This is a genomic window from Streptomyces sp. enrichment culture (assembly GCF_964272855.1).
In the GTDB taxonomy this organism is placed as follows: domain Bacteria; phylum Actinomycetota; class Actinomycetes; order Streptomycetales; family Streptomycetaceae; genus Streptomyces.
The window spans coordinates 4,577,735-4,604,284 of record NZ_OZ186847.1 but is presented as its reverse complement, the minus strand read 5'-3'; the positions used below and the strand labels follow the sequence as shown (position 1 = coordinate 4,604,284).

Below are 26,550 nucleotides of genomic sequence, written 5' to 3'. Positions count from 1 at the left end.
CTGCCGGCCTCACCCGGCATCCGGCCGCACAACCCCCAGAATCGGCATCGACCCCGCCCCCGCGATCGTCACCGTGCGCCCCGGGCGCGGGGCGTGGACGATGGTGCCGTCGCCGATGTACATGCCGACGTGGCTGGCGTCGTCGAAGTAGATGACGAGGTCGCCGGGGCGCATGTCCTCGACGGGGACGCGGGTCAGCTGCTGCCACTGCTGCTGGGAGGTGCGCGGGATGCCGCGGCCGGCGCTCGCCCAGGCCTGTGAGGTGAGGCCGGAGCAGTCGAAGGAGTCGGGGCCCTCGGCGCCCCACACGTACGGCTTGCCGATCTGGGCCGTGGCGTACTTCACGGCCTGCTTGCCCCGGGCGGTGGCCTTGCCGTCGAGGTCGTCGAGGATGCCGGTGTCCAGCCAGTCGTTCTGCGCCTTGCGGGCGGCCTCGCGCTCCAGTTCGGCGAGCCGCTCCCGCTCCTCCTTCTCCAGCTGGGACTCCAGCTTCTCGGCCGCCGCGATCTGCTTCTCGATCTTCTTCTGGGCGGTGGCCTTCGCCTTGCGGTTGGCCTCCAGCTTCTTCCACTGGGCGGAGGCGTCCGCGGCGTACTGCTCCAAGTCCTCCTGGGTGCGCTTGGTTTCCTCGATCAGGTGCTTGGTGGCGCGTTCGCCCTGGAGGACCCGGCCGGTGCCGTCCAGGAATTCCTCCGGGTCCTCGCTGAGCATGAGCTGGGCCTCGGGCGGGAGGCCGCCGGTGCGGTACTGGGCGCGGGCCGCGGCGCCCGCGCGTTCCTTCAGCTCGGCCAGCTTCTCCTTGCCTTTGACGATCTTCTTCGCCAGCTCGACGAGCTGCCGGGACTGCTCGTCGGCCTTCTCCTCCGCCGCGTTGTAGGCGTCGGTGGCGGCGGCCGCCTCGCGGTAGAGCTTCTCCAGCCGCTCGCGGACCTCTTCGAGTTCCTTGTCGGTCGAGGCCGCCGGGGACGAGGAGGCCGAGGGGGTGGGCGTGGGACGGGGTGCGCCGGCGGCGGCGAACGCCGGGCCGGGTGCCGCCAGTACGGTGACCGCGCAGACGACGGTGACGGCCGCCGAGATCAAGCCACGCCTGCCCCTTGCCATACCACTGCCCCCAAACTGATTTACCGTCAGTAACTTACGGTCGCCTGAGGGATCGTGCCATGCCGTGGCGCAAAACGACAGAGGCCGTGAATCACTCCCCCGATCCGCGCGCCGTACGGCGATCCGCCCGCCTGTGTGACGAACGACTCACGGAGATCGTTCCGGGGGGGGCGCGCGGGGCGCGCAGGCGTCAGCGCGGCGCCAACGCCTCCCAGGTCAGGGTCACTTCGCCCTGCCGCCACCGCGCCGGACCGTCCGTCACCGGCCAGTCCGCCGTCAGCTCGCGGACCGCGCGGATCCAGCGCTGCCGGGCGCCGTAGGAGGCGTAGGGCGCGGCGGCGGCCCAGGCGCGGTCGAAGTCGCACAGGAAGGCGTGCACCGGCTCGCCGGGGACGTTGCGGTGGATCAGCACCTTGGGGAGCCGTTCCGCCAGGTCCGAGGGGCGCTCCAGGGAGCCCAGCCGGGTCGCGAAGGTCACCGTGCGCGGGCCCTCGGGGCCGAGCGCGACCCACACGTGCCGCCGGCCGATCTCGTCGCAGGTGCCCTCGACCAGCAGCCCGCCGCGTGAGCCGGTCTCCGGGTCGGCCGGGGCGAGCCGGGCGCACAGCCGCTCCCAGACGGCGGCGACCTGGGCCTCGTCGTACTGGCGCAGCACGTTGGCCGCGCGGATGAGGTGCGGGCGCTGGGGGACCGGCACCTCGAAGCCGCCGTGCCGGAAGGTCAGCCCGTCGCGCTCGTACGGCCGTGCCGCGGCGACCCGCGCCGGTTCGATCTCGATGCCGACCACGCGCGCGTGGGGCGCCGTCGTCCGCAGCCGCGTCAGCAGTTCCACGGCCGTCCAAGGGGCGGCGCCGTAGCCGAGGTCGACGGCGACGGGGTCGGCGGCGCGCCGCAGCTCACGGCCATGCGTGGCCGCGATCCAGCGGTCCATGCGGCGGAGCCGGTTGGGGTTGGTCGTCCCGCGCGTCACCGTTCCCACGACGGCCCCGCCGCTCGAGCGAAGCCGGGGGTGGGGGCGGGTCGCCGCGCGGGATGTCATGGATACGAGGGTAGGCGGCCTGGAGCGGCACGCGATGGACGCTCGAACGGTTGAGCGAAAGTCGGTAATGATTCGGCAAAGAACGGGGCGGCGGAAATGGAGTGGCCGAATCCAGCGTTGCCGCCTCTTGGAGGGCCCGCACGTCCTCCCGCAGGCATGCCCGCAGCAAGGAGGAACGGCCCGTGAGCCAGTACATCGGCAGGCTCGGACGGCGCTCCCCGGCCACACCCGCGCGGCTGCGACTGCACCGCAGGCCACGCCGCGTCGCGATGCTCTCCGTGCACACCTCCCCCCTGCACCAGCCCGGCACCGGCGACGCGGGCGGCATGAACGTCTACATCGTCGAACTCGCCCAGCGGCTCGCCGCGATCAACATCGAGGTCGAGATCTTCACCCGGGCCACCACCGCCGCCCTCCCGCCCACCGTCGACCTCGCCCCTGGCGTCCTCGTCCGGCACGTCGACGCGGGCCCCTACGAGGGCCTGGCCAAGGAGGAGCTGCCCGCCCAGCTGTGCGCCTTCACCCACGGCGTGATGCAGGCCTGGGCCGGCCACCGCCCCGGCTACTACGACCTGGTCCACTCCCACTACTGGCTCTCCGGCCACGTCGGCTGGCTCGCCGCCCAGCGCTGGGGCGTCCCCCTGGTGCACGCCATGCACACCATGGCCAAGGTCAAGAACGCCAACCTCGCCGACGGCGACACCCCCGAGCCCGCCGCCCGCGTGATCGGCGAGACCCAGATCGTCGCCGCCTCCGACCGGCTCATCGCCAACACCGCCGAGGAGGCCGGCGAACTCGTCCGGCACTACGCCGCCGACCCCGCCAAGGTCGCCGTCGTCCACCCCGGCGTCAACCTCGACCGCTTCTCCCCGGCCGACGGCCGCGCCGCCGCCCGCGCCCGCCTGGGCCTGCCCCAGGACGCCCTGATCCCGCTCTTCGCCGGCCGCATCCAGCCGCTGAAGGCGCCGGACGTGCTGCTCCGCGCGGTCGCCGTCCTCCTCGACGAGCACCCCGAGCTGCGCCCCCGGATCGTCGTCCCCGTGGTCGGCGGGCCCAGCGGCAGCGGCCTCGCCAAGCCGGAGGGCCTGCAGAAGCTCGCCGCCCGCCTCGGCATCGCCGACGTCGTCCGCTTCCACCCGCCCGTCGGCCAGGACCGCCTCGCCGACTGGTTCCGCGCGGCGTCGGTCCTGGTCATGCCGTCGTACAGCGAGTCCTTCGGGCTGGTCGCCATAGAGGCGCAGGCGTCCGGCACGCCGGTCCTCGCGGCGGCGGTCGGCGGCCTCCCGGTGGCGGTACGCGACGGCCGTACCGGCGTCCTCGTGCAGGGCCACGATCCGGCCGCCTACGCGCGCGTGCTGCACGACTTCGCCGCCGAACCCGCCCTGGCGGACCGGATGGGCACGGCCGCCGCCGCGCACGCCCGCTCCTTCGGCTGGGAGGCCTCCGCGGCCACCACCGCGGAGGTGTACACGGCCGCGCTGCAGGCCCACCGGCGTCGCGTACGCTCGCCCCATGGGTGAGTCCACGGGTGAGGCACAGCAGCGGGCCGCGCAGGTCATCGAGGACGTCCTGAAGGACGCCGAGCTGGAGTGGGAGGGCCCCGAGCCCGGCCACTTCGTCGTGAAGCTCCCCGGCACCCGCAAGCTGTCGACGACCGTCTCGCTGATCGCCGGCCGCCACTCCCTCTCCCTGAACGCCTTCGTCATCCGCCACCCCGACGAGAACGAGGCCGGCGTCCACCGCTGGCTCCTGGAGCGCAACCTGAGGCTCTACGGCGTGAGTTACGCCGTGGACCCGCTGGGCGACGTCTACGTCACCGGCAAGCTGCCGCTGGCCGCGGTCACCGCCGACGAGGTGGACCGCCTCCTCGGCCAGGTCCTGGAGGCGGCCGACGGCGGCTTCAACACACTGTTGGAACTGGGCTTCGCGAGCGCGATCCGGCGGGAGTACGAGTGGCGGGTGGCGCGCGGGGAGCCGACCCGCAATCTGGACGCGTTCAAGCACCTGATCGAGCGCCCGGCCGACTGACGGGGCGGGCCACCCAGTTGGTGACCTGGCCCACGTGACGCACTCCACGTCACGGCCCGTGCCAAACCCCGCCAGGACGTGACGTTCGTCATCACCGGCCCCCCGTCACCCTGTCCAACTGCGATACGGAACGCGGCATATGACAGCGGCCCGCGTCGGCCCGGGGTGCCGTAGACCATTCCGCTGCGGCGCCGACACCCGCTATGGTCCCCGTCGGTGGGTCGAGGTCCCTCGCCCAGCCGTGCCCTCGGGGGGAGGGAAGGAAGTAAAGACAATGCCCGTACCCGTACCGCGGCAGAGAGCGATCCCGGCCGTGGAGAGTGGTCAGGCGCCCGCCGCGTCCACCGACGGCACCTCCGGAGAGTCCGGTGCCGTGGCCCCACGCAAGGAAGACACGGCCCAGAACATCTCCGACACCGCCGGCAAGAGCGCCGACGCCCATACGAACCTGACGCTGCTGCTGATCGAGGACGATCCCGGCGGCTCGACGATCGTGCCCGAGCTGCTCGACCAGGCCGGCAAGCCCATCCGCGTGCGCACCGCCCGCAACCTCACCGAGGCCGAGCGGCTGCTCACCGATGACGTCCACTGCATCCTGCTGGACCTCGCGCTGCCGGCCCCCGGCCGGGCGGGTGAGGCCGACGACGACGAGCTGGCCGTGCTCCGTCATGTGCTGGAGCTGGCGCCCCGGCACGCCGTCCTCGCCCTCACCGCGTCCGGTGACGCCGAGCGCGGCGCCGAGGCGGTCCGCGTGGGCGCCCAGGACTACCTGTTCCGCGACGAGCTGGACAGCCGGCTGCTGAGCCGGGCCATCCGGTACGCCGTCGAGCGCAAGCGCTCCGACACGGCCGAGCGGCGGCTCGCCGAGGGCCGCCTGCGCGCCCAGGAGAACGCCCGCCTGGAGCGCGGCCTGCTGCCGACGCCACTGCTGGAGGGCTCCGCGCTGCGGTTCGCCGCCCGCTACCGGCCCGGCCGCTCCCGCGCGCTGCTCGGCGGTGACTTCTACGACGTCGTGCGTACGCCCGACGGCACCGTGCACGCCATGATCGGCGACGTCTGCGGGCACGGCCCGGACGAGGCCGCGCTCGGTGTGGAGCTGCGCATCGCCTGGCGCGCGCTCACGCTGGCCGGGCTGTGCGGGGACGAGCTGCTGAACACCCTCCAGCAGGTGCTGGAGCACGAGCGGTCCGACGAGGAGATCTTCGCGACGCTGTGCACGGTGGACATAGCCCCCGACGGCCGCCGCGCGGGCCTGTGCCTGGCCGGCCACCCGGCGCCGCTGGTGGCCCGGCCCGGCCGGGAGCCGCGCCTGCTGCCGTACGACAACAACGGCCCCGCGCTCGGTCTGCTGCCGGGTGCCCGCTGGCCGCGGATGCAGGTGGAGCTGGGCGCCGAGTGGAGCCTGATGCTCTACACCGACGGGCTGATCGAGGGCCGCGTCGGCGAGGGCGGGGACCGTCTCGGCCAGGACGGCATGGTGGACATGGTGCGCCGCCAGCTGGCCGCGGGCCTGAGCGGCGAGCAGCTGCTGCGGGCCGCGGTGAACGAGGTCCGCGAGCTGAACGGCGGCGAGCTGACGGACGACGTGGCGGTACTGCTGCTCGACCGGGTGCCGTAAGGAACACCCGGGGAGGTCCCTGGAAGGCCCTTGGGCCTTGGGAAGCCCTCGGAACCCCGGGGGCTCAGCGGCCGCCGTTGTACGGGCCGTACGGGCCGTCGCTGCTGGAGCCGCGGCGGCTGCGGCCGCCGCCGGGCATGCCGCGCAGGGCCGGCCGGACGTCGACCATGTACACGATCGTCGCGATCAGGCCGATGATCGGCAGGAACGACAGGATGCCGAAGATCAGGCTGACCACGAGGGCCAGGCCGAGAATGATCAGCCAGAACGGCTTGGTCTGCTTGTCCGCCGCGCGGTAGGCGTCCTCACGCCGCGTGGCGGCATCGATCAGCGCGAAGCCGGTGAAAAGGATCAGGGCCAGGTTCAGCAGCCACAGGAACCCCGCGAAACCCTGCATCAGCACAACGTCCACCACCCGACTCGGCTTGTCCTTACGCGGTCACCGTACCCGCAACCGCCTTCCCGCTACCCGGGACAACGGACCGGGCACCCCCCGAGTGCCCGGCGGCCCGGTGTGCCGTCACTCGGCGGACGGCGTGGTCTTCTTCGCGGTGGTCTTGCGGGTCGGCGCCTTCTTCGCCGGCGTCTTCCTCGCGGCCGACGCGTCGGCGGGCTCGTCCTTGACGGCGACCGGCTGCGGCTTCGGCCCGGGGTCCGGCTCGACGGCCACGGCCAGGTCCTCGATGCCCTCGGCGGCCTCGCCGCGCCAGGTCCGCACGGCCTGCTCGCCGTGCTCCGCGACCTTCTCGTACGTCTCCCTGGCCTTCACGGCGTACTCGGCGGCCACGCCGACGCCGCGCAGGGCGAAGTCCTGGGCGGTCTCACCGAGCTTCCTCAGATCGACGTCGAGGCCGCCGATCAACTCGGTGACCTTGGCCTGGAGGGTCTCCTGCGTCTCCTTGACGCGGGCGGTGGCCTTCTCCTGGACGGCCTTGGGGTCGGTGTTGCGGACCGCCTCGATGCGCGCCGGGGCCTCCGCGCGCAGCTGCTCGACAAGACCGGGCACCTTCTTCGCCTGCTGGAAGGCCAGGTCGGCGGTACCGGCGGCGAAGTAGAGCGGAGTCGGGTCGCTGAAGGTCTTGCGCAGGTCGTCGGTGATGGCCATGGTGATGGTCCTCCCGGATCACTGTTCGGCTGAGGGTTGGGCGGTCCGCGGCCGCCGGCCGGTGTTCCCTGGTCCGGTCAACCGGCCGTCTGTCGCGGACCGGCATCACTCCGCGTGGGTGTCTCCTCGTGCCCGTTCTCCTTGCGGAACGAGTCGTAGACCTGGAGCAGCACCTGCTTCTGCCGCTCGTTCAGCGTGGGATCGGCCAGGATGACCGCCCTGGTCTCGACCTCGTCCCGGCCGTGTTCGGCGTCCAGGATCCCGGCCCGCACGTACAGCGTCTCGGCGGAGATCCGCAGCGCCCTGGCGACCTGCTGGAGCACCTCCGCGCTCGGCTTGCGCAGCCCGCGCTCGATCTGGCTCAGATACGGATTGGACACCCCGGCAGCCTCGGCGAGCTGCCGCAGCGAGAGCTGGGCGTTACGCCGCTGCTCGCGCAGGTACTCGCCGAGATTGCCGACGTTGAGCGATGCCATACGTCCACCATGCCGCAGCCCCGCTAACAATTGCAAGCACCCTGCTTGCAAGAGCACCCACCTGTCGCACCGCCGCCCGCCGTCCGGCGGCCGCGCCCCGCAACGAGGAACGGGGCCCCGGGACGGGGCCCCGTCGGGACGTTTCCCGAGACGGGCTCGGGGTTCAGACGACGTCGAAGGTGTTCTCCGTGTGGTCGCGGCTGCCCGATCCCGGATTGACGAAGATCAGCACGTTGTGCGAACCCTCACCGAGACGGCCGAGCCGGACGAGACCGGCGACGGCCGGATCGCCGGAGTTACAGGAAGTCGGAGCTCCACTCCTCGACGAAGTTGCCGTCGACCTCGGCTCCGCCCCGGGCGTCGCCACCGGCGCCGCCGAACACCCACAAAAAAGTGGGTACTTGGCAGCGTCCGGCGCCCGTAAAAGGCTGTTCACAGGTGATCAAGGCGGGTCAGGACGCCTCCGCGAGCCGGTCCAGGCGGCGGTGGCCCCAGTCGGAGAGAGGAGCGAGGGCCTCGGACAGTTCACGGCCGAAATCGGTGAGCGTGTACACCGTCTTCGGCGGCAGGACGGCGAACGCCTCCCGGTGCACCAGACCGTCCTCCTCCATCTCACGCAGGGCCTGAGTCAGCACCTTCTCGCTGAGGCCCGGCAGCTTCCGGCGCAGCTCGCCGGGGCGGTGCGGGCCCGACTCCAGCAGCCACAGCAGGGCCGTCTTCCACTTGCCGTCGATCACCGAGATCGCGGCGGTCACTCCACAGACATTCAGATCCCGGGCACGGCTGCGCGTCATCTTCGCCCCATTCGTCTTGATTTGCCAGTCAGCTCGTCAGTCAGTTCTCGAACAACAGCAGGAGCTTCTTCATGTCCAGCAACGTCACCGACCCCGCGTCCGCTTCCGTCACCGTCGTCGGCCTCGGCCCCATGGGCCGTGCCCTGGCCGGCGCCTTCCTGGACGCCGGCGTGCGCACCACCGTCTGGAACCGCACCCCGGGCCGGGACGCCGAGCTGGTGGCGCGCGGCGCGCTCGCGGCCGGGTCGGCGGAGGAGGCCGTCGCGGCGAGCGCTCTCGTGGTCGTCTGCGTCGTCAACTACGACGCCTCCGACGCCGTCCTGCGCCGCGAGGCCGTCACCGACGCCCTGAAGGGCCGTACGGTCGTCAACCTCAGCGCGGACACCCCGGACCGCGCCCGCGACACCGGCGACTGGGCCGCCCGGCACGGCGTCCGCTACCTGGACGGCGCGATCATGACCCCGACCCCCACCATCGGCACCCCCGACGCCGTCTTCCTGTTCAGCGGCCCCCAGGACCTGTACGCGGAGCACAAGCCCGTCCTGGACGTGCTCGGCGGCGCCCACACCCACCTCGGCGAGGACATCGGCCGGGCGGCCTCGTACGACATCGCGCTGCTGGACATCTTCTGGACGGCGATGGGCGGCTACGCGCACGCGGTGGCCGTGGCCCGCGCCGAGGGTGTCTCCGCGCGGGAGCTGGCCCCGTTCGCGCAGGGCATCGCCGCGATCCTGCCGCCGCTCTTCGAGGAGTTCGCCGACGACGTGGACAGCGGCACGTACTCGGGCGAGCTGAACCCGATCACCTCGGGGGCGTCCACCATGGCGCACATCGTCCACGCCTCCGAGGCGCACGGCATCGAGGCCAGTCTGATGCGGGCGATCGAGGGGCAGGCCCGCCGGGTGATCGGGCTGGGTCACGGCTCGGACGGGTTCATGCGGGTCGCGGAGGTGCTGGGGCGCGCCCGGCGTCCCTGAGCCACGTCCGCAGCACCGCGAGGTCGGCTTCCCTCAGGCCGTACCGGTGGTCCACGCGGTGCAGCAGCGCCGGGCCGGGGTGGTGTGCGGTCACCCAGGCCCGGTCTGCGTCGGTGATCTCGTCGTCGACCCAGACGAACGGCCGGCCCGCGGCCCAGGCGACCAGCGGGCCGGTCTTCCAGTGCCGCCCCCCGCGCGGCGGGTCCTCGGCGCCGGCCAGGTCCACGACCGGCAGCGGGGGCAGCCCGAGCCACGGCGCCAGCAGCGCGTTCGCGTCGGCCGGCCAGGTCGTCGCCCACACCGGCTCGCAGCCCAGGGCGAGCAGCCGGGGCCCGAGTGCCGGGTCGACACGGTTCAGCAGGGGGTGGCCGGGGGGCGGCGGGCCGTGCGGGCTCTCGTACACCGGGTACGGGCCCGGTCCGCCGAACGGCAGCAGGGTCCCGTCGATGTCGAGGAAGAGCAGTGCGCGCACGAAAACGACCTTGCCGCACCGGCGGGTCCGCCGCTAGCGTCTTCGCCATGACTGCCGGGTCGGCCTTGTGCCGTGAGCGAGTTGGGTGCCCGGCCTCTGAGTGAGGCCGCTGGGGGCATCCCCTGCTCGAGCTCTGCCAAGAGCTCGGGGAAGGGCGAGAAGCCCGCCTTCGACTCCGTGAACACCGCGAACCAGCGAAGACCACGGAGTGAGGAAGAGCATTGCCCGACGATCCGTCCAACGATTTCAACCTGTTCAACCAGCGCGTCATCGACGAGTTCCGCGCCAACCACGGCCGCCTGAGCGGCATGTTCGAGGGCGCCCGGATGATCCTGCTGACCACCACCGGCGCCCGTTCCGGGAAGCCGCACACCACGCCGGTCGGCTATCTCCCCGACGGCGCCGAGCGCATCCTCGTCATCGCCTCGGCCGGCGGCTCCCCCCGGCATCCCGCCTGGTACCACAATCTGCTGGCCCACCCCGAAGTCACCGTGGAGACCGGCGCGTTCACGTACCGGGCGCGGGCCGTCCCGCTCACCGGCAAGGAGCGGGACGAGATGTTCGCGCGGGCCGTGGAGAGCGACCGGGGCTGGGCGGCGTACCAGGAGAAGGCGGGCGGCCGGGTGATCCCGGTGATCGCCCTCCAGGAGCTCCCGAGCGACGGGCCGCCGCACGTCAACGCCGGGTCCATGGCCGAGGCGATCATGATCGTTCACGACGCCTTCCGCCGGGAACTCACCCTGTTGCGCAAGGAGATGAGCGGAACCGGCACCACGCTGGGCGCCCAGCTCCGCGCCAACTGCCTCACCTTCTGCCACGGTCTGCACAACCACCACACCGGCGAGGACATAGCCCTCTTCCCGTACCTCGAGGACCGCCACCCGGAGTCCGCCCCGGCGATCGCCCGCCTGAAAGAGGAGCACGAGCGGGTCGCCGCCCTGATGGAGGAACTGCGCCGCGCGGTGGACGGGACGGTGACGGACCCGGCCGCCGCCCGCGCGGAGGTCGAGCGGCTGGCCGCCGAGCTGGAGGCGCATCTGGCGTACGAGGAGGAGCAGCTGCTGCCGCTCCTCGGCTGAACCCCGCCAGGCCCCTGGAGGCTCCTAGAACGGCAGTGGCCGCCCGTGCACCACCGTCAGGGTGGACACGGCCCGGGTCAGCACCACGTACAGCCGGTGCATGCCGCGCTCCTCCGCCTCGGCGATCGCGGCCGGCTCGACGGCGACGACGTGGTCGTACTCCAGGCCCTTGACCAGGCTCGCGGGTACGACCGCCACCCGCTCGCCGGCCGCCGCGATCCCGGCCCCGGCCAGCGCCTCCCGCACCGGGGCAAGGTGCGCGTCGGCGGCGATGACGCCGACGGACCCCTCGCGGCGCAGGGCGTCCCGTACGGCCGTGACGACCGCGCCGGGCACGTCTGCCGTCTCACGGACCGTCACCTCGCCGTCCCGGCGCGGCGAGCGGGGTTCCGGGACGGCGACGTCCAGCCGGCGCAGCACCCGGTTGGCGAGGGCAAGGACCGCCGGCGGGACGCGGAAGCCGGTGGTCAGCGGTACGACGGCCGCGTCCGGCTTGCCCAGGTGGCGCAGCGGTACGGACCAGTCGCGGGCCGCCCACGGGGTGGTGCCCTGGGCCAGGTCGCCCAGGACGGTGAGGGAGCCGTAGACCGAGCGGCGGGCGATGGCCCGGCACTCCATCGGGGAGAGGTCCTGCGCCTCGTCGACGACGACATGGCCGTAGCCCTCGGGGTGCTCGATCAGCCCGGCGACCTCGTCGAGGAGGACCAGGTCGGCGGCCGACCAGCGCGCCGACTTCCAGGAGCGCGGCGGGCGGGGCCACAGCAGCGCCTTCTGCTCGTCGGCGTCCAGCAGTCCGTCGGCGGCCTCCGCGAGGGCGTCGGGGTCCCCGAGCAGCCCGGCGACGACCTCCTCCGGACGCACGCGCGGCCATACGGCGTCCAGCCACGCCCCGAGCGCCCGCGCGCGTTCGATGCGCCGCACCCAGGCGGTGGTGCGGGGCCCGCCGCGCCGCTCGGCCCGCGCCCGCAGCACGGCCACCACGCGCGCGCGGACCCGTTCCCGCCCGACGGCGTACGGCGGCTGTTCGGCGCGTACGTCCGCGACGATCGCCCGCAGTTCGTCGGCGGAGGCCCGCCACCGGGAGGTGCCGTCGGGGACGGCGAGGGAGTCCTCGAAGGCGTCGGGGCGGACCCGCGCGTACAGCGCCCGCCGCAGCACCTCGGCCGTCCGGGCGTCGTGCTTGACGGCGGCGGCCCGCTCGTCGTCGGTGCCGGTGACCGGGTGGCGGGCGATCTCGTCCTGCACGGTCGACTGCCGGACGCCGGTCTCGCCGAGGGCGGGCAGCACCTCGGCGATGTAGGTGAGGAAGGTGCGGTTGGGGCCGAGGATCAGCAGTCCGCCGCGCCGGACGCGCTGCGGGTGGGTGTAGAGCAGGTAGGCGGCGCGGTGCAGGCCGACGGCGGTCTTGCCGGTGCCTGGGGCGCCCTGCACGCACACCGAGGCGGTGAGGTCCGCGCGGACCAGGTCGTCCTGCTCGGGCTGGATGGTCGCGGCGATGTCCCGCATCGGGCCGACACGGGGGCGTTCGATCTCGCGGGCGACGAGGACGCTGAGCGCGCCGGCCTCGCCGGTCTCGCCGGTCACGGTCCCGTCGGTCACGGTCCCGCCGCCGTCGAGGCGTTCGTCCTCCAGGCCGGTCAGGTCCGCGGAGTCGCCTCTGCTGCCGGGCGCCCAGCCGAAGCGGCGGCGGACCGCGACGCCCTGCGGGTCTCGGGGGCCCGCCTGGTAGAAGGCGCGCGAGACGGGGGCGCGCCAGTCGACGACGAGGGGCGGGTCGGTGGGGTGCTCGGTGATCCGGAGCCGGCCGATGTGGAGGGGGCCGGGGCTCCGCGTCGCCTCGGCGGTGAAGTCGAGGCGGCCGAAGAACAGCGGGCCTTCGGGGAGTTCCCGGAGGTCCCTGGCCTGGGTGCGCAGGCGGTGGCCGAGGACTTCGGCGTCGGCGCCGGAGGCGGAGACGTCCTCGCCGGTGACGACCTGGTCCTGGGCGCCGTCCACCATGGCGGCGAGGGCGGCGCGGCAGCGGTCGTGGTGGGCGCGTTCGTGTCGGAGGGCGTGCTGGAGGGCGGGGTCGGGTGACGTCATTCCGTCGAGCGTACCGGAAAGGCGTTACCGAGTTAACTTTTTTACTTAGTCACGCAACTGCCGGGGGGCGTCGCTCGCCGGTCAGCGGTCGGCCAGGTGCGGCAGCCCCGCAGCGAGCACGTCGAACGCCCGCTCCGCCGCCGCCACCGCGTCCCCCCGGACGTCCGCCGCCCGCTCCCCCGCCGCCATCCGCCGCCAGTTCTCGCCCGCCAGGATCCGCTGCACCGCGATGATCTGCCCGGCGGCCAGCCGGGCGTCCAGGTCGCCGCCCAGCGCCTCCGCGAGCGCGGCCTCCGAGCGCTCCAGATGGCCGAGCAGCCGGGCCACCAGGGCCGGGGTGCCGTAGAGCAGGGTGTGGAAGGCCAGCACGCCGGGGTCGTCGTTGAGGCCGGTGACCGGGTCGCACCGGTCGAGGCCGGCCAGGAAGTGCCGCCGCAGCGCGGTCAGCGGCGCGCCGGACGCCCCCGCCACCACGCGCGCCGCCTCCCCCTCGTGGTCGGCGATCCGGTGCAGGACCAGGTCCTCCTTGGCCGGGAAGTACCGGAACAGGGTCGGCTTGGAGATCTCCGCCGCGGCGGCCACCTCGGCGACCGACACCGCGTCGAACCCCTTCTCCAGGAACAGCCCGATCGCGAGGTCCGACACCACCTGGTACATCCGCTGCCGCTTGCGCTCGCGCAGCCCGATCTCACCCATGGCCACGAGCCTACGGTCGTCTCGCCGGTGCCCCTTGACCTCAAGTCCGGTCGAGGTCGAAGACTGCGCACGGAAGCGACGATCCCGAGACGCGGAGGTGTGCGGTGCTCACGGCACAGGTGAAGGAGTTCGGCGGCCCGGAGGTGCTGGTCCCCGTGGAGGTGCCCGATCCCGTCCCCGGCCCCGCGGAGGTGCTGATCGAGGTCTCCCACACCGACACGATCTTCGTCGAGACCCAGATCCGGGCGGGCTGGGGCGGCGAGTACTTCACCGTCCGGCCGCCGTACGTACCCGGCGGCGGGGTCGCCGGGACCGTACGGGCGCTGGGTCCCGGGGCGGACGCCGAGTGGCTGGGGCGCCGGGTCGCCGCGTTCGTCGACGGCAGCTACGCCGAGCGCGCCCTCGCAGCCACCGACGCCCTGACCGCCGTCCCGGACGGCCTCGACCCGCTCACGGCGGCAGCACTGGTCCATGACGGGGTGACCGCGGTCGGCCTCGTGGAGCGGACCGCCGTCACGGCCGGGGACCGAGTGCTGATCCTCGGCGCCTCAGGGGGCATGGGCGCCCTTCTGGTCCAGCTGGCCAGGGCCCGGGGGGCGCGTGTGGTGGCCGCGGCCCGGGGCGCGCGGAAACTGGAGCTGGTCCGGCGGCTCGGCGCCGACGAGGCGGTGGACGTCACCGCCCCCGAGTGGCCGGAGCGGGCCCGTGCCGCCCTCGGCGGGGCCGCCGACGTCGTCCTCGACGGAGTGGGCGGTTCCCTCGGCACCGCCGCCCTGCCGCTCACCGCTCCCGGCGGGCGCTTCTCCGCCCACGGCGCCCCGACCGGCGGCTTCGCCGACCTGGACCGGGCGGAGGCCGCCCGGCACGGCATCACGCTGTACGGCATCGCCGACGCGCAGTACCCCGCCGGGGAGGTGGCCCGGCTGCGCTCGCTGGCCTTCGCGGAGGCGGCGGCCGGGCGGCTCGCACCGGTGGTCGGGGAGGTCGTACCGCTGGATGAGGCGGCCCGCGCACACCGGCTGATCGAGGGGCGGGGCGTGGTGGGCAAGGTCGTGCTGGCGGCCCGGCGCTGACGGCGGCTGCGGCGGGCCGTCAGGGAGAGGCCGCGGGAGGCGGCGCGTGGCCGCCGTGCCACTCCCGCAGCGCCTCCTCGATCCGCTCACCGTCCGGCACGTCCACCAGCCGGAGCGGTTCGCGGGCCCGGCCCAGTGCCCGGCTCACCCGCTCGGCCGCCGCCCGGAAGTGGGCGTCCTGCGGGCGGTCCGGGAGGGCGAGGGCCGCGCGCATGGTGTCGGGGAAGACGGACTGGGCGTACTCGAAGGCCACATAGGCGCCCAGGTCGTCCGCCAGGCCCGCGGCGAGGTCGGACAGCCCGGCCTCCGTCATGGCCCGCGCCCACAGCCGGGTCATGCGGTCCTGCTGCTCCTTGCCGTAGCCCATGCGGACGAGGTGGGTGGCCAGGTCGTGCAGCGGGTCGCCGTACATGGCCAGCTCCCAGTCGATCACGGCGATCCGGCCGCGGCGGACGACCACGTTGGCGCGGTGGACGTCGGTGTGCAGCAGCGTGAAGGGGCGGGAGGTGAGGCCGGTGTGGTGGGTGAGGAAGACCGCCATCGCGTCCTCGGGGATGCCCACCGCGTCGAAGAGCGCGCCGAACCTGGCCCGGTTCGGCCGGTGCACGCGCCGCTCGGTGAAGTCGGCCAGCCGGCGCAGGAACCCGTCGCTGTCGCCGTCCGCCGGCCAGCCCGCGGGCGGCGGCGGCAACTGCGCCACCGGCACCCGGGCGGTCCGCACGAAGAACGCGGCGAACTCCCGCATCAGCGCCTCCCCGACCTCCCCGTCGGGATTGGCCTCGCTGAGTGCCCGGCCCGTCCGGTACCGGTGCAGGGAGTGGTCGCCGAGTACGGCCAGACAGCGCGGCACCTCACGCAGATGCCGGCAGACGACGCGCAGCACGTCCGCCTCGCGCGGCCAGATCCGCGGCACCACCTCGACCGTCACCAGCGGCACCCGGTACTTGACCCGCGCGTAGGGCGTGGTGCCCAGCAGCAGCGCGAGCAGCGGGCCGCAGCGCAGCACGTAGTTGGTGTTGTGGTGGCCCTGCACGACCTCCAGGACCCCGCCCGGGCCGTGCAGCCCGCGGTCCAGCAGACGCCGTACCAGCGCCTGGCGCGCTCGCGGTGACACAGGGGGCATGGCGGGAGGCTAGTGGCCGGGACGGGCCGGAACGGCATCGGGGGCCGACACGCCACTCGTTCGGCGGTGTCACGGCTCCCGCAGGTCAGGGCCCTGCATCTCCCACACCGCGTCGAACCACTTCTGCGCCTCCGCCACGAACAGCGCGTCCCGCTCGCCGTGGGCCGCGTGGTGCCGGAAGAGCAGCGACCGGGTGCCCCAGGCGTCCCACAGCTCGCGCGGCTCGGACTGCACGTCGACGGTCCGGCGGGCCGGGATGTAGAACGCGAGCAGCGCCTCGGTGCCGTTGAGGAGGTACACCTTCTGCGGCGGGGTGTTCGGGACCGTCCGGAAGCGGACGACCGCCGGGATGCCGTGGTCGGCGCGCAGGGTGCGGAAGTACTGGCGGAGCACGGTGAGCTGCGCGTCGTACTGCGCCACGGACCGCCGGTGCACCGCCTCGTCCACCGCCGCGTCCGCGCCCCAGCCGTCGGCCGGCGACGGGTACAGCAGCCGGACGTCCCTGTGCGGCAACAGGATGCGGACCTCGACCGACTCGGGGCGGACCGCGCCGGACTCCACCAGCGCCATCGGGGCGTGCATGGCCAGCAGCAGGGTCTCCGCGGTCAGGCAGGCGGCGTCGATCCGCACCCGGGGCTCGGCGAACGCGGCCTCCAGCCGGGGCGCGAGGGCGACGAGTGTGGGCTGCGGCTCCTGCCCGCCGGCCGGGGGCTCGGCGACGGTCGGGGGGCTGCCCCGGCCCGCGTTGGCCAGCCAGCCCGCCTCGTGCAGGGCGCGCAGCGCCTGGCGTACGGTCGCGCGCTCCACGCCGAACTCCTCGGCCAGTTCGGCCTGGGTGGGCAGCTTGGCGCCGACCTCCAGGCGGCCGTCGCGCATACGGCTTCTCAGTTCGTCGGCGATTTCGGTGGCGTTCACTTGCGGTCGTCCTTCGAGTGCGGGTTGTGCGTGGCTGGTCGCGCCCACGCGGCGGAGCCGCAGATCGATACGGCCCCGCGCCCATAGGGGGTGTCTCGTCGATCAGGCCGGATCAGGGAGCGGCGTCTGGTGCCGTGCGTCGCAAGGCGGAGGAGGGAGCCGATGCGATGGGGGTCCCCCTGCTCGAGCGGAGCCGAGAGCTTGGGGGAATCGGCGAGTGACGACAACGCGGCGAGGCGCGGTGCCAGGCGCCGCGAGCCCGGCATGATCGGCGAGACGTCCCCTAGGGGGTGGGTTGCCCTTGCCCCCTGAGTACACGCAGCACCGGCTCCAGTGAGCCGATGACGTCGCTCGCGCCCGCCTCCCTCAGCAGTCGCTCCTTGCGGTCGTTGCGGGCGTAGCCCAGGAACGGGACGCCCGCGCTTCGGGCTGCCTCGTGGTCCGTCGGGGTGTCGCCGATGAACAGGGCCGCGGAAGGCTCGGCCGCCAGGGCGGTCAGGGCGCGGTTGAGGTGGTACGGGTCCGGTTTCAGGCGGTGCAGGTCCGTGTCGCGGCCGTAGATGTGCGGGCCGAAGCATCCGGTCAGACCCCGGCCGGCGAGGTAGGCGCCGACCACCCGCGGGGAGTTGTTGGAGGCCACGGCCAGCCGGGCGCCGACCGCGGTCCAGGTGCGGATCAGCGGGTCGGCCCAGGCGGTGGGCATCGCCGTGGCGGTGGCCCGCAGCTCCTCCTGGGTGAGGCGTTCCTCCAGCTCCGCGACCACGCTCCGGCCGAGCCCCGCGCGGTGCGCGGCGCGCAGCACGACCTGTGGATCGGCGGTGCCCTGCTCCGCCTCGGTCAGCAGTCCGCGCAGCCCGCGGCCGTCGAGCCAGCCGACGAGACCGCCGGCCACGTCGGGTGCCGGATGCCCGGCGAACAGCCGGCAGATCGGTCCGTCGAAGTCCCACAGCACGACATCGGCACGGGTGACCAGCTCCCGCAGCCGGTCGGTCGGGTTCGCCACCGGTTCGGTCCGTGTCGTATCAGAAGTCACTAGGAGAGTGTCAGGTCCCGGGTGATGGTTTCCCAGAGGGCGTCGAACCACTTCTGCGATTCCTCCACGAAAGAGGCATCCCGCCGGCCGGCGCCCCGGTCGAAGGAGAAGAGCAGCGACTCGGTGGCCCGTACGTCGTAGGTGGGCAGCGGTCCGGCGTCGGTGGGCTCCTCGCGGCGGGCCAGCATGTAGTACGCGATCAGCGCCTCCGAGCCGTTGAGCAGGTACAGCTTCACCGGCGGGGTGAACGGCAGCGCCCGGAACGACACCCGTACGTCGACGCCGTGCGAGGCGCGCAGCGACTGGAGGTTGTGGCGCAGGACGTGGCCCTGGGCGTTGCGCATGGCCAGCCAGCGCCGGTGGACGGGGTCGGGGTCGCCGTCGCCGTGCTGTTCGACCGGGACCGGGAAGGCCAGGTTGATGTCGCGGGAGGGCAGCAGGATGCGCACGTCGATCGACTCGGGGCGGATCCGGCCCTCGTGGATCATCCGCAGCGGTTCGCCGAGGGCCAGCATCAGCGTCTCCGCGGTCAGGCAGGCGGCGTCGACGCGGACCCGCGGGGCGGTGAAGGCGTGGGCCAGGCGGGGGGCGAGGCCGACCATCACGGGCTGGGGCGCGTCGGCGGGCGGTACGGCGGGACCGGCGACGCGCGGCGGGCTGCCCTTGGTGACATGGGTGAGCAGTCCGTCCTCGTGCAGGACGCGCAGGGCCTGGCGGACGGTGCCGCGCTCCACGCCGAACTCCCCCGCGAGCGCGGCCTGGGTGGGCAGCCGGTCGCCCGGCCTGAGCCGGCCGTCGCGGATGCGTTCGCGCAGGCGGGCGGCGATCTCCTGGGCGGTGTGCCGTCTGCCGTCGTGCACGGCCACGTTCTCCTGGGTCACGGCCAAACGCTACAACTCAATGCCATCTTCCGGGAGTTGTTTGGGAGTTGGCAGCCAACTCCGGTCAGCCGGTGAGCTGGAGTTCCGTGCTGATCGTCTCCCACAGCGCGTCGAACCACAGCCGCGACTGCTCCACGAACGCCGCGTCCCGCAGGCCCGCGCCCCGCTCGAAGGAGAACAGCATCGACCGGGTGCCCTCGGCGTCGTACAGCTGGAGCTGCTCGTGGTCGATCTCCTCCTCCCGGCGCCGCAGCGTGTAGTACGCGAACAGCGCCTCCGAGCCGTTGACCAGGTACAGCTTCACCGGCGGGGTGAACGGCAGCGCCCGGAACGACACCCGTACGTCGACGCCGTGCGAGGCGCGCAGGGCGCGCAGGTTGTGCCGCAGCACCTGCCCCTGGGCGTTGCGCTGCGCCAGCCAGCGCCGGTGCAGCAGATCAGCGCCGGCCGGGTCCGCCGGGCCGGCGGGCGCCGGGAAGGCGAGCGCGATGTCCCGGGAGGGCAGCAGCACCCGGACGTCGACCTTGGCCGGTTTCAGCTCGCCCGCGTGGATGCGGCGCAGCGGCTCCCCGATGGCGAGGGTCAGCGAGACGGAGGTCAGGCACAGGGCGTCGATCCGCACGTGCGGGGCCGCGAAGGCGGCGGCGACGCGCGGGGCGAGCGCCACCGTGGTGGGCAGCGGCACGGCGGCGGGGCCCGCGGTGGCGGCGGCCCGGTCGGGGATCGCGACGGTCGCCGGGCTGCCCTTGGACAGGTTGGTCAGCAGCCGCTCGGCGTGCAGGATGCGCAGCGCCTGCCGGACGGCCGCGCGTTCGACGCCGAACTCGTCCGCCAGCTGAGCCTGGGTGGGCATGCGCTGGCCCGGCCGCAGCGCCCCGGACCTGATCCGCGCGCGCAGCTCGTCGGCCACCTCGTGGGGTGACCGGTGTGGCGGCTGAGGCCTCTTCCGCCCATTGGCGGAGGCGTGTTCCGGCTCCACGCCCGAACGCTACAACTTCCCGCCATCTTGCGGCAGTTCACCGACAGGTGGTTATGAGTCGCTTCCAAGTGGAGATAACCACAGTAAAGTTGGCCGCCAACTCAGGCGACATGGTCGAACTTACCGAAGGTTGGCCGGACTCCCCTCCGGAGGGGAGCCGGGAGCCCGGCCGGTCGGCACCACCGCACGACAACCACAACTGAAGAGCACGCTACGGATGCGTGAACCTGTCGGACCACCACGGAAGGAGGCTCAGAACGAGTCCGGGCACCAGGGACGCCTGGACGAGCGCAGCAGGGCGTCGGCCACCTGGGCGGCGCCCGCTCGTGTCTCCACCACCCGCCCCGCGGCCGCCAGCCGCACCGCCGACTCGTCCCCCAGCCACAGCGACCCGAGGTCGGACACGTCCAGCGTGAGATCGGCGTCCCGCGAGGTCGCCGTACAGACCCCGCTGCCGTCCCCGTCCGCCTCCAGCAGATACCGCCCGCCGGCGAACCCGCCCGCGTCGACGACCTCCAGCACCAGCCGCCCGGCCCCCGTGTACGTCCGCGCCTCGAGCGCCCGTACGACGTCCAGGATCCGCACCCACATCCAGTCCGCCTGCGTGGTGATCCCGGCCGCGCGGGGGTCCGGCAGGAACAGCGGCAGCAGGTCGTCCGGGGCCCGGTAGCCCGTCTTCACCGTGGTGATCCAGTCGACGGAGCACAGGAACCGCCACAGCGCCCGCTCGGCGGCCGGGTCCGACGCGATCAGCCACTGCACGGTGGCCGTGTTCAGCGGCTGCTTGGCGTCGCCCCACTTGTCGTCGGCGGTGTACGCCACCATGCCCTCGACCTCGCCGCCCGCCGAGCGGTACACCGCGTAGAACGGCTCCTTCCACTGCGCCCAGACGCGCAGCGCCCCGGTGTTGACCTGCCACCAGCGGTCCGCGCGGTCCACCGCGCCGGGCGTCGCGCGCCGCACCCGCTCGTGCAGCTCGGGGCCCAGCTTTCGCACCTCGGCGCCGTCGACCAGGTCGATCCGCCCACCGTCCTCCGGGCCCGCCCACCGCGGGTCCAGCCCGGCGCGCGGCACGTCGATCGTCCACTCGGCGGCCGTGGTGCCGGGCCCGAAGCCGTAACGCCCGTAGATCCGGTACTCGGCGGCGATCAGCGTCGCCACCACGTCCCCGCGCTCCTTCGCCGCCGCCAGGTCCCGGCCCATCATGCGGGTGAGCAGCCCGCGCCGGCGGTGCGTCGGGGACACGGTCACGTTCGTGACGGCGTCGGAGGGCACCACGGCGCCCCCGACCGCCGTCAGCTCCTGGGGGAACGACCTCAGCGTCGCCACACACCGGCCGTCGTCGAAGGCCCCGAGGGTGCGCTCCGGCACGATCGCGGCGGCGCGGGCGGCGAGCACCTCCTCGGTGAAGGGTTCGCTCTGCAGGAATCCGGTGGCCATGGCCCGCAGCCAGTGCGGGATCTCGTCCTCGGTGATCGGTCGTATGTCGAGGTCGTCGCGGTCGCTCATGGCGCCACGGTAGGCGTCCGGCACGCGGGCCGTCGCGGGGATTTCAGCGCGTCGAACGGATCTCGCCGAATGCCGGCCGGCCCCGCGGACCGGACCTCACAGCAGCAGGTCGTCGACCTGTGCCTCCCCGTCGCGGTACCGTCGGGCGATCTCCGCGCTGCAGTCGTCGGCCGTGCGCTGGAGCCCCTGGCGGCGCCGGGACACCTGCTGCTCGTAGCGGACGAGCCGGCCGATCCCGTCGGTCAGCTCCGCGTCGGTACGGGCGTCCAGCGCGGACAGCTCGACCTCGGCCAGCATCTCGGCCGCCAGCCGCCGGTACTCCTCGCGCTGCGGCGTCCCCACCGTGACGTGGCGGGCCGAGGAGCGGTGCCGGGCCGGGGCGTCGGTCAGGATCTCCGGCAGCCGCTCCACCACGGACGCCTCGCCCACCGCCACCACCGAGGTGGGCCCGCGCCGCGCCAGCTCCGCGCGCAGGATGTCGATCCGCCCCTGCAGCAGCCGCCGTACATAGCTGAGGTCGGCCTCGTCGCGCTGGGCGTCCCGGCGCAGCGTGCGCAGCTCGGGCAGGCTCAGCGCGGCCAGGTCGGGCTGGGGCGGCTCCGGCAGCAGCGGTGGCCGGTCGCCGCCCTCACCGCCGTCGGGACTGCCGGTGCGCTGCGCGGGCGGCCGCAGCGTCCCCACTTCCTCGCCCGTGCTCGGTGTGCTCATGTGCCTCTACCGTCCCCTCGACCGGTGTGTGGGAAGCATCGTGCCACCCCAAGTGGCCGCTATGTGACCGAGTGCCCCCGAACGGCCCCAGATGGACGGGTTAGGGATCGAAAAGCAGCCACGGCATGATGGTCATATGCGAGCAGTGGTGCAGAGGGTGGACGGCGCGAGCGTCGTGGTGGACGGCCGGACCGTCGGGGAGATCATCGGCGAGGGCCTGTGCGTGCTGGTGGGCGTGACCCACGACGACACCAAGGAGAAGGCGGCCCAGCTGGCCCGCAAACTGTGGTCGATCCGGATGCTGCAGGACGAGAAGTCCTGCAGCGACATCGACGCCCCGCTCCTGGTGATCAGCCAGTTCACGCTCTACGGCGACGCCCGCAAGGGCCGCCGCCCCACCTGGAACGCGGCCGCGCCCGGCGAGGTCGCCGAGCCGCTGGTCGACGAGGTGGTCGCCCAGCTGCGGGCGTTGGGCGCGACGGTGGAGACGGGCCGGTTCGGCGCGCAGATGCGGGTGTCGCTCACGAACGACGGCCCGTTCACCGTCCTCATCGAGATCTAGGGCGCTACGACGACTTCCTGGGCGGCCGCCGTGTCCCCGGCGACCAGCCGGGCGTCCAGGGGCACGTTCCGCTTCACCAGGGCGAGGGCGACCGGGCCCAGCTCGTGGTGGCGTACGGACGTCGTGATGAAGCCGATCTTCCGCCCGTCGGGGCCGTCGTCCGCGAGGCGGATCTCGGTGCCGTGGGTGGGCAGATGGACCTCGCTGCCGTCCAGGTGCAGGAAGACCAGCCGGCGCGGCGGCTTGCCCAGGTTCTGCACCCGGGCGACGGTCTCCTGGCCGCGGTAGCAGCCCTTCTGCAGGTGCACGGCGGTACCGATCCAGCCCAGCTCGTGCGGGATGGTGCGGTGGTCGGTCTCGAAGCCGAGGCGGGGGCGGTGGTGCTCGACGCGCAGCGCCTCGTAGGCGAGGAGCCCGGCCGCCGGGCCGGCCTGCCCGGCGTACTCCTCCAGCCGCTCCCGCGGCAGGAACAGGTCACGGCCGTGCGCGGTCTGCCGTACGACGACGCCTTCGGGGACCTCGGCGATGGAACCGGCGGGCAGGTGGACGACCGCGAAGTCGGCGGTGCGGTCGGCGACCTCGACCCGGTAGAAGAACTTCATCGACTCCAGGTACTGGATCAGCGCGTCCTGGGTGCCGGGCTCGATGTGCGCCCAGACCGTCGAGCCGTCGTCCACCAGGTACAACGCGTGCTCGATGTGGCCGTTCGCGGAGAGGATCAGCGCCTCGGTGGCCTCGCCGGCGGGCAGGTTGCTGACGTGCTGGGTGAGCAGCAGATGCAGCCAGCTCAGCCGGTCCTCGCCGGAGACGGTGACGACTCCGCGGTGCGAGAGGTCGACGAAACCGGTGCCGTCGGCGAGGGTGCGCTGCTCGCGGAACAGGTCGCCGTAGTGGGCGGCGACGCCTTCGTCCACACCCTCGGCGGGGACGGCGCCGGGCAGGGACAGCAGGGGGCTCTTCATGGCTCCAAGCCTACGACTCGGTATTTGAACTCTTCAGGGAACAGTTCTCGCACCTGCCGAAGATCGCGAAGTGCTTCATGTCCGTGTCGAAGCCGAACTGTTCGCGCAGCTTGGCGGTGAACTCGGCGGCCACGCCGAGATCCGCCTCGATGACGTCGGAGCAGTCGCGGCACACCAGGTGGATGTGGTGGTGCCGGTCGGCCAGGTGGTACGTGGGCGCCCCGTGCCCGAGGTGCGCGTGGCTGACCAGCCCCAGCTCCTCCAGCAGCTCCAGCGTCCGGTACACCGTGGAAATGTTGACCCCCGACGCCGTCTTCCTCACTTCCACGAGGATGTCGTCGGGGGTCGCGTGTTCCAGGGTGTCCACGGCTTCGAGCACGAGTTGCCGCTGCGGGGTCAGCCGGTAGCCGCGCTGCCGCAGATCGCTCTTCCAGTCGGTGCTCACCACACCGGAAAGTGTAGGCCGCCCGTGCGCGAGGGCTTACTTGAAGAAGGCGATGCCGTCGTCAGGCATGTCGTCGGGCAGGGCCTTCGCCCAGCGCTCGACGTCCTCCGGGGTGACGACCTTCTTCAGGTGGGCCGACATGTAGGGGCGCAGCTCGACCTCGGGGGTCTGCTTCTCGCCGACCCACATCAGGTCGCTCTTGACGTAGCCGTAGAGCCGCTTGCCGCCGCTGTACGGGCGGGAGGCGGCGGTGCGGGCGACGGCGTCGGTGACCAGGTCGATCTGCGGCTTCTGGTGGGCGAGCTCGCCGTACCAGATCTCGATGACGCCGTCGTCGCGGGTCATCGTCACCTCGACCTTGCGGTCGGCGTCGATCCGCCAGAAGCCGTGCTCCGACTCCAGGGGCCGCACCTTGTTGCCGTCGTTGTCCAGCACCCAGGTGTGGGAGCGGTACTCCAGGAAGTCCCGGCCGTCGTGCGTGAAGGTGACCTCCTGCCCGAAGTTGCACTTCTCCGAGCCGGGGAAGTCGTGCACGCCCGCGCCCGCCCAGTTTCCGAGCAGGAAGGCGAGGGGGACCAGGTCCTTGTGGAGGTCGGACGGGATCTCGATCATGAGCGGCGTTTCCTGGCTATTCCTGTCGAGGGGGTCAGCGCTGGCCCTGGTACAGCTTCTTCACGGTCAGGCCGGCGAAGGCGAGAACGCCGACGGCGACCAGGACCAGCAGGATTTCGAAGAAGAGCTCCACGGCGTGCTCCTTGTTGGGCGAGGGTGAGCGGTACACAAGGCCGGGGCCCAGCTTACGCGGGTGCCTCGAGCACTACGATTCCGGCTATGGCGAAGAAGCTCGTGATCAAGGTGACCGCGGGGGCCGATGCCCCCGAGCGCTGCTCGCAGGCGTTCACGGTGGCGGCGGTGGCCGTGGCCAGCGGGGTGGACGTCTCCGTGTGGCTGACCGGCGAGAGCGCCTGGTTCGCGCTGCCCGGCCGGGCGGCGGAGTTCGAGCTGCCGCACGCGGCACCGCTGCCCGACCTGATCGACTCGGTGCTCGCGGCCGGCAAGCTCACCCTGTGCACCCAGTGCGCGGCCCGGCGGGAGATCACGGAGAACGACGTCATCGAGGGCGTGCGGATCGCGGGCGCGCAGGTCTTCGTCCAGGAGGCGCTGGCGGAGGACACGCAGGCGCTCGTGTACTGAGACGGGCACTGCCGAGAGGGCGGCGCTCGACGCTCTTCCTACTGGCGCGTCTCGCCGGATCCCGGGTGCTTCTTGCCGTCCAGCTCGTCCCACCACTCGTCGGACTGCGGGTCGCCGGAGGGGTCGTCCCACCAGCGGTCGTCGGGGCCGCGCCGGTTGGCGATCATCGCGGCGACCGGCGGGATCAGCATGGCGACCACGCACATGCCGACGGCCACCTCGGTCGACCAGAGGCGGACGACTCCCCAGGCCAGGACGAAGAGCACCAGGCAGATGCCCATCATGGCGAAGTACGTATGACGCCGCCGTGCGTACATACGTCCAGAGTAGGCAGGCAGGCCGAAGGGCCGCACCCAGGCGTCCAACCCGGGGGTGCGGCCCTTCCGCCGTACGGGGTGCCGTCCTCGTCAGACCGCGATCGCGACCTCGGCCAGGTCGCCCTTCTCGGCGACGACGACCGTGCGGTCGGCGGTGCCGCCGGGGACGAGGGCGCGGACGGTCCAGGTGCCCTCGGCCGCGTAGAAGCGGAACTGGCCCGTGGCGGAGGTGGGGACCTCCGCGGTGAACTCGCCGGTCGAGTCCAGGAGGCGGACGTAGCCGGTCACCGGCTCGCCGTCGCGGGTCACCTGGCCCTGGATGGTGGTCTCACCGGGCTTGATCGTCGAGGCGTCGGGGCCGCCGGCCTTCGCTCCACACATGTCGTACTCCTGAAGAGGTCTTGAAAGGTCGGTCGGGAGGGGTTACTTGTTGGCGCCGAGCTCGATCGGCACGCCGACGAGGGAGCCGTACTCGGTCCAGGAGCCGTCGTAGTTCTTGACGTTCTCGACACCGAGCAGCTCGTGCAGGACGAACCAGGTCAGGGCCGAGCGCTCGCCGATACGGCAGTAGGCGATGGTGTCCTTGGAGAGGTCGACGCTCTCCTCTTCGTAGAGCTTGCGCAGCTCGTCGTCGGACTTGAACGTGCCGTCGTCGTTGGCGTTCTTCGACCACGGGATGTTGCGGGCGCTCGGGACGTGACCCGGACGCTGCGACTGCTCCTGCGGCAGGTGGGCCGGGGCGAGCAGCTTGCCGGAGAACTCGTCGGGGGAACGCACGTCGACGAGGTTCTGGGAGCCGATGGCCGCCACGACGTCGTCGCGGAAGGCGCGGATGGCGGTGTTCTGCGGCTTGGCCTTGTACTCGGTGGCGGCGCGCTCGGGCACCTCCTCGACCAGCTCGCGGGCGTCCAGCTCCCACTTCTTGCGGCCGCCGTCGAGGAGCTTGACGTTCTCGTGGCCGTAGAGCTTGAAGTACCAGTAGGCGTAGGACGCGAACCAGTTGTTGTTGCCGCCGTAGAGGACCACCAGCGTGTCGTTGGCGATGCCCTTCGCCGACAGGAGCTTCTCGAAGCCCTCCTGGTCGATGAAGTCACGGCGGACCGGGTCCTGCAGGTCCTGCGTCCAGTCGATCCGGATCGCGTTGCGGATGTGGTTCTTCTCGTACGCGGACGTGTCCTCGTCCACCTCGACGATCGCGATGTCGGGGTTGTCCAGGTTGTCCTGCAACCAGTCGGCGTCGACCAGGACGTCGCTGCGGCTCATGCTCTTTCTCCTCCGGGGCAGTTGCGGCGGGGCGTGCGAGTGAGAGGGTGCGCTCGGATGCCGCGGGGCGGCGCGGCGCACGGGTGCCCTGAGCAGGGCGGGGGGTGAACGCGGAAGGC

At 72.9% G+C, this 26,550-nt stretch carries 30 protein-coding genes; 8 read left to right on the top strand and 22 right to left on the bottom strand.

The window, feature by feature from the left end:
• Nucleotides 1-9: 9 nt before the first annotated feature.
• Complete coding sequence (locus ACSU6L_RS20130) at nucleotides 10-1,101, bottom strand: NlpC/P60 family protein (RefSeq protein WP_437058673.1); 1,092 nt, start codon at nucleotides 1,099-1,101, stop codon at nucleotides 10-12.
• A 190-nt stretch (nucleotides 1,102-1,291) separates the two neighbouring features.
• Entirely contained in the window at nucleotides 1,292-2,140 is an 849-nt protein-coding gene (locus ACSU6L_RS20125; RefSeq protein ID WP_437058671.1) for a class I SAM-dependent methyltransferase, read from the bottom strand.
• A 182-nt stretch (nucleotides 2,141-2,322) separates the two neighbouring features.
• Between ACSU6L_RS20125 and mshA the strand changes: the two genes are divergently transcribed.
• From mshA to ACSU6L_RS20110, 3 genes are all read left to right on the top strand, one after another.
• On the top strand, nucleotides 2,323-3,660 hold the full coding sequence (gene mshA / locus ACSU6L_RS20120; protein WP_437058669.1) for a D-inositol-3-phosphate glycosyltransferase: 1,338 nt from the start codon (nucleotides 2,323-2,325) through the stop codon (nucleotides 3,658-3,660).
• A complete protein-coding gene (locus ACSU6L_RS20115) occupies nucleotides 3,653-4,168 on the top strand; it encodes a YbjN domain-containing protein (RefSeq protein WP_073941698.1) in 516 nt (171 codons plus the stop codon). Before mshA ends, ACSU6L_RS20115 begins: the two co-directional genes overlap by 8 nt.
• A gap of 274 nt (nucleotides 4,169-4,442) precedes the next feature.
• A complete protein-coding gene (locus tag ACSU6L_RS20110; protein WP_437058667.1) occupies nucleotides 4,443-5,786 on the top strand; it encodes a PP2C family protein-serine/threonine phosphatase in 1,344 nt (447 codons plus the stop codon).
• Nucleotides 5,787-5,850: 64 nt separating this feature from the next.
• On the opposite strand, the gene ACSU6L_RS20105 is transcribed toward ACSU6L_RS20110, so the two are convergent.
• The 4 genes from ACSU6L_RS20105 to ACSU6L_RS20090 form a co-directional block, all read right to left on the bottom strand.
• Entirely contained in the window at nucleotides 5,851-6,183 is a 333-nt protein-coding gene (locus tag ACSU6L_RS20105; RefSeq protein ID WP_198948518.1) for a DUF2516 family protein, read from the bottom strand.
• Between the two features lie 123 nt (nucleotides 6,184-6,306).
• Nucleotides 6,307-6,891, bottom strand: coding sequence for a hypothetical protein (locus ACSU6L_RS20100; protein WP_437058665.1), 585 nt, complete (start codon nucleotides 6,889-6,891; stop codon nucleotides 6,307-6,309).
• Nucleotides 6,892-6,968: 77 nt separating this feature from the next.
• A complete protein-coding gene (locus ACSU6L_RS20095) occupies nucleotides 6,969-7,367 on the bottom strand; it encodes a helix-turn-helix domain-containing protein (RefSeq protein ID WP_437058663.1) in 399 nt (132 codons plus the stop codon).
• A 452-nt stretch (nucleotides 7,368-7,819) separates the two neighbouring features.
• Nucleotides 7,820-8,161 carry a winged helix-turn-helix transcriptional regulator gene (locus ACSU6L_RS20090; protein ID WP_073941703.1) on the bottom strand — a complete coding sequence of 114 codons (342 nt, stop codon included), beginning with the start codon at nucleotides 8,159-8,161 and terminating at the stop codon, nucleotides 7,820-7,822.
• A gap of 71 nt (nucleotides 8,162-8,232) precedes the next feature.
• Between ACSU6L_RS20090 and ACSU6L_RS20085 the strand changes: the two genes are divergently transcribed.
• Entirely contained in the window at nucleotides 8,233-9,138 is a 906-nt protein-coding gene (locus tag ACSU6L_RS20085; protein WP_437058660.1) for an NAD(P)-dependent oxidoreductase, read from the top strand.
• Here ACSU6L_RS20085 and ACSU6L_RS20080 read toward each other — a convergent pair.
• Entirely contained in the window at nucleotides 9,095-9,610 is a 516-nt protein-coding gene (locus ACSU6L_RS20080; protein ID WP_437058658.1) for a hypothetical protein, read from the bottom strand. The two genes, ACSU6L_RS20085 and ACSU6L_RS20080, sit on opposite strands and share 44 nt — an antisense overlap.
• Nucleotides 9,611-9,831: 221 nt before the next feature.
• Here ACSU6L_RS20080 and ACSU6L_RS20075 point away from each other — a divergent pair, with 221 nt between their 5' ends.
• Nucleotides 9,832-10,689, top strand: a complete 858-nt coding sequence (locus tag ACSU6L_RS20075; RefSeq protein ID WP_437058656.1) for a nitroreductase/quinone reductase family protein — start codon at nucleotides 9,832-9,834, stop codon at nucleotides 10,687-10,689.
• Nucleotides 10,690-10,713: 24 nt separating this feature from the next.
• Here ACSU6L_RS20075 and ACSU6L_RS20070 read toward each other — a convergent pair whose 3' ends face one another.
• A complete protein-coding gene (locus tag ACSU6L_RS20070; protein WP_437058654.1) occupies nucleotides 10,714-12,771 on the bottom strand; it encodes a HelD family protein in 2,058 nt (685 codons plus the stop codon).
• Nucleotides 12,772-12,852: 81 nt separating this feature from the next.
• Nucleotides 12,853-13,467, bottom strand: coding sequence for a TetR family transcriptional regulator (locus ACSU6L_RS20065; protein ID WP_437058652.1), 615 nt, complete (start codon nucleotides 13,465-13,467; stop codon nucleotides 12,853-12,855).
• Between the two features lie 104 nt (nucleotides 13,468-13,571).
• Between ACSU6L_RS20065 and ACSU6L_RS20060 the strand changes: the two genes are divergently transcribed.
• Complete coding sequence (locus ACSU6L_RS20060; protein WP_437058650.1) at nucleotides 13,572-14,540, top strand: zinc-binding dehydrogenase; 969 nt, start codon at nucleotides 13,572-13,574, stop codon at nucleotides 14,538-14,540.
• A gap of 19 nt (nucleotides 14,541-14,559) precedes the next feature.
• Here ACSU6L_RS20060 and ACSU6L_RS20055 read toward each other — a convergent pair whose 3' ends face one another.
• From ACSU6L_RS20055 to ACSU6L_RS20025, 7 genes are all read right to left on the bottom strand, one after another.
• On the bottom strand, nucleotides 14,560-15,663 hold the full coding sequence (locus tag ACSU6L_RS20055; RefSeq protein ID WP_437058648.1) for a phosphotransferase family protein: 1,104 nt from the start codon (nucleotides 15,661-15,663) through the stop codon (nucleotides 14,560-14,562).
• Nucleotides 15,664-15,732: 69 nt separating this feature from the next.
• On the bottom strand, nucleotides 15,733-16,578 hold the full coding sequence (locus tag ACSU6L_RS20050; protein WP_437058646.1) for a GntR family transcriptional regulator: 846 nt from the start codon (nucleotides 16,576-16,578) through the stop codon (nucleotides 15,733-15,735).
• A gap of 283 nt (nucleotides 16,579-16,861) precedes the next feature.
• Complete coding sequence (locus ACSU6L_RS20045; RefSeq protein ID WP_437058644.1) at nucleotides 16,862-17,611, bottom strand: HAD family hydrolase; 750 nt, start codon at nucleotides 17,609-17,611, stop codon at nucleotides 16,862-16,864.
• Nucleotides 17,611-18,498, bottom strand: a complete 888-nt coding sequence (locus tag ACSU6L_RS20040; RefSeq protein ID WP_437058642.1) for a GntR family transcriptional regulator — start codon at nucleotides 18,496-18,498, stop codon at nucleotides 17,611-17,613. The genes ACSU6L_RS20045 and ACSU6L_RS20040 overlap by 1 nt, the downstream gene beginning before the upstream one ends.
• A gap of 58 nt (nucleotides 18,499-18,556) precedes the next feature.
• Nucleotides 18,557-19,471: a winged helix-turn-helix domain-containing protein gene (locus ACSU6L_RS20035; protein WP_437058640.1), complete on the bottom strand. Its 915-nt coding sequence runs from the start codon at nucleotides 19,469-19,471 to the stop codon at nucleotides 18,557-18,559.
• 252 nt (nucleotides 19,472-19,723) lie between these two features.
• A complete protein-coding gene (locus tag ACSU6L_RS20030) occupies nucleotides 19,724-20,980 on the bottom strand; it encodes a GNAT family N-acetyltransferase (RefSeq protein WP_437058638.1) in 1,257 nt (418 codons plus the stop codon).
• A gap of 96 nt (nucleotides 20,981-21,076) precedes the next feature.
• Nucleotides 21,077-21,688: an RsiG family protein gene (locus ACSU6L_RS20025; protein ID WP_073941715.1), complete on the bottom strand. Its 612-nt coding sequence runs from the start codon at nucleotides 21,686-21,688 to the stop codon at nucleotides 21,077-21,079.
• 136 nt (nucleotides 21,689-21,824) lie between these two features.
• Between ACSU6L_RS20025 and dtd the strand changes: the two genes are divergently transcribed.
• Entirely contained in the window at nucleotides 21,825-22,250 is a 426-nt protein-coding gene (gene dtd, locus ACSU6L_RS20020; RefSeq protein ID WP_437058635.1) for a D-aminoacyl-tRNA deacylase, read from the top strand.
• Here dtd and ygfZ read toward each other — a convergent pair.
• The 3 genes from ygfZ to ACSU6L_RS20005 are packed head-to-tail and all read right to left on the bottom strand — an operon-like array spanning nucleotide 22,247 to nucleotide 24,269.
• Entirely contained in the window at nucleotides 22,247-23,212 is a 966-nt protein-coding gene (gene ygfZ, locus ACSU6L_RS20015) for a CAF17-like 4Fe-4S cluster assembly/insertion protein YgfZ (protein ID WP_437058633.1), read from the bottom strand. The genes dtd and ygfZ overlap by 4 nt on opposite strands.
• Before the next feature lie 10 nt (nucleotides 23,213-23,222).
• Nucleotides 23,223-23,660, bottom strand: a complete 438-nt coding sequence (locus ACSU6L_RS20010; protein ID WP_073941718.1) for a Fur family transcriptional regulator — start codon at nucleotides 23,658-23,660, stop codon at nucleotides 23,223-23,225.
• Between the two features lie 33 nt (nucleotides 23,661-23,693).
• Complete coding sequence (locus ACSU6L_RS20005; protein WP_437058630.1) at nucleotides 23,694-24,269, bottom strand: FABP family protein; 576 nt, start codon at nucleotides 24,267-24,269, stop codon at nucleotides 23,694-23,696.
• Between the two features lie 219 nt (nucleotides 24,270-24,488).
• Between ACSU6L_RS20005 and ACSU6L_RS20000 the strand changes: the two genes are divergently transcribed.
• Nucleotides 24,489-24,851, top strand: a complete 363-nt coding sequence (locus tag ACSU6L_RS20000) for a DsrE family protein (RefSeq protein ID WP_437058628.1) — start codon at nucleotides 24,489-24,491, stop codon at nucleotides 24,849-24,851.
• A 38-nt stretch (nucleotides 24,852-24,889) separates the two neighbouring features.
• Here ACSU6L_RS20000 and ACSU6L_RS19995 read toward each other — a convergent pair whose 3' ends face one another.
• From ACSU6L_RS19995 to ACSU6L_RS19985, 3 genes are all read right to left on the bottom strand, one after another.
• Nucleotides 24,890-25,168 carry a DUF3099 domain-containing protein gene (locus tag ACSU6L_RS19995; RefSeq protein ID WP_073941721.1) on the bottom strand — a complete coding sequence of 93 codons (279 nt, stop codon included), beginning with the start codon at nucleotides 25,166-25,168 and terminating at the stop codon, nucleotides 24,890-24,892.
• A gap of 90 nt (nucleotides 25,169-25,258) precedes the next feature.
• The gene (locus ACSU6L_RS19990; protein WP_073941722.1) at nucleotides 25,259-25,549 is read right to left on the bottom strand and encodes a DUF1416 domain-containing protein; all 291 of its coding nucleotides are present in this window, start codon (nucleotides 25,547-25,549) and stop codon (nucleotides 25,259-25,261) included.
• 42 nt (nucleotides 25,550-25,591) lie between these two features.
• A complete protein-coding gene (locus ACSU6L_RS19985; protein WP_073941723.1) occupies nucleotides 25,592-26,431 on the bottom strand; it encodes a sulfurtransferase in 840 nt (279 codons plus the stop codon).
• Nucleotides 26,432-26,550 lie beyond the last annotated feature (119 nt).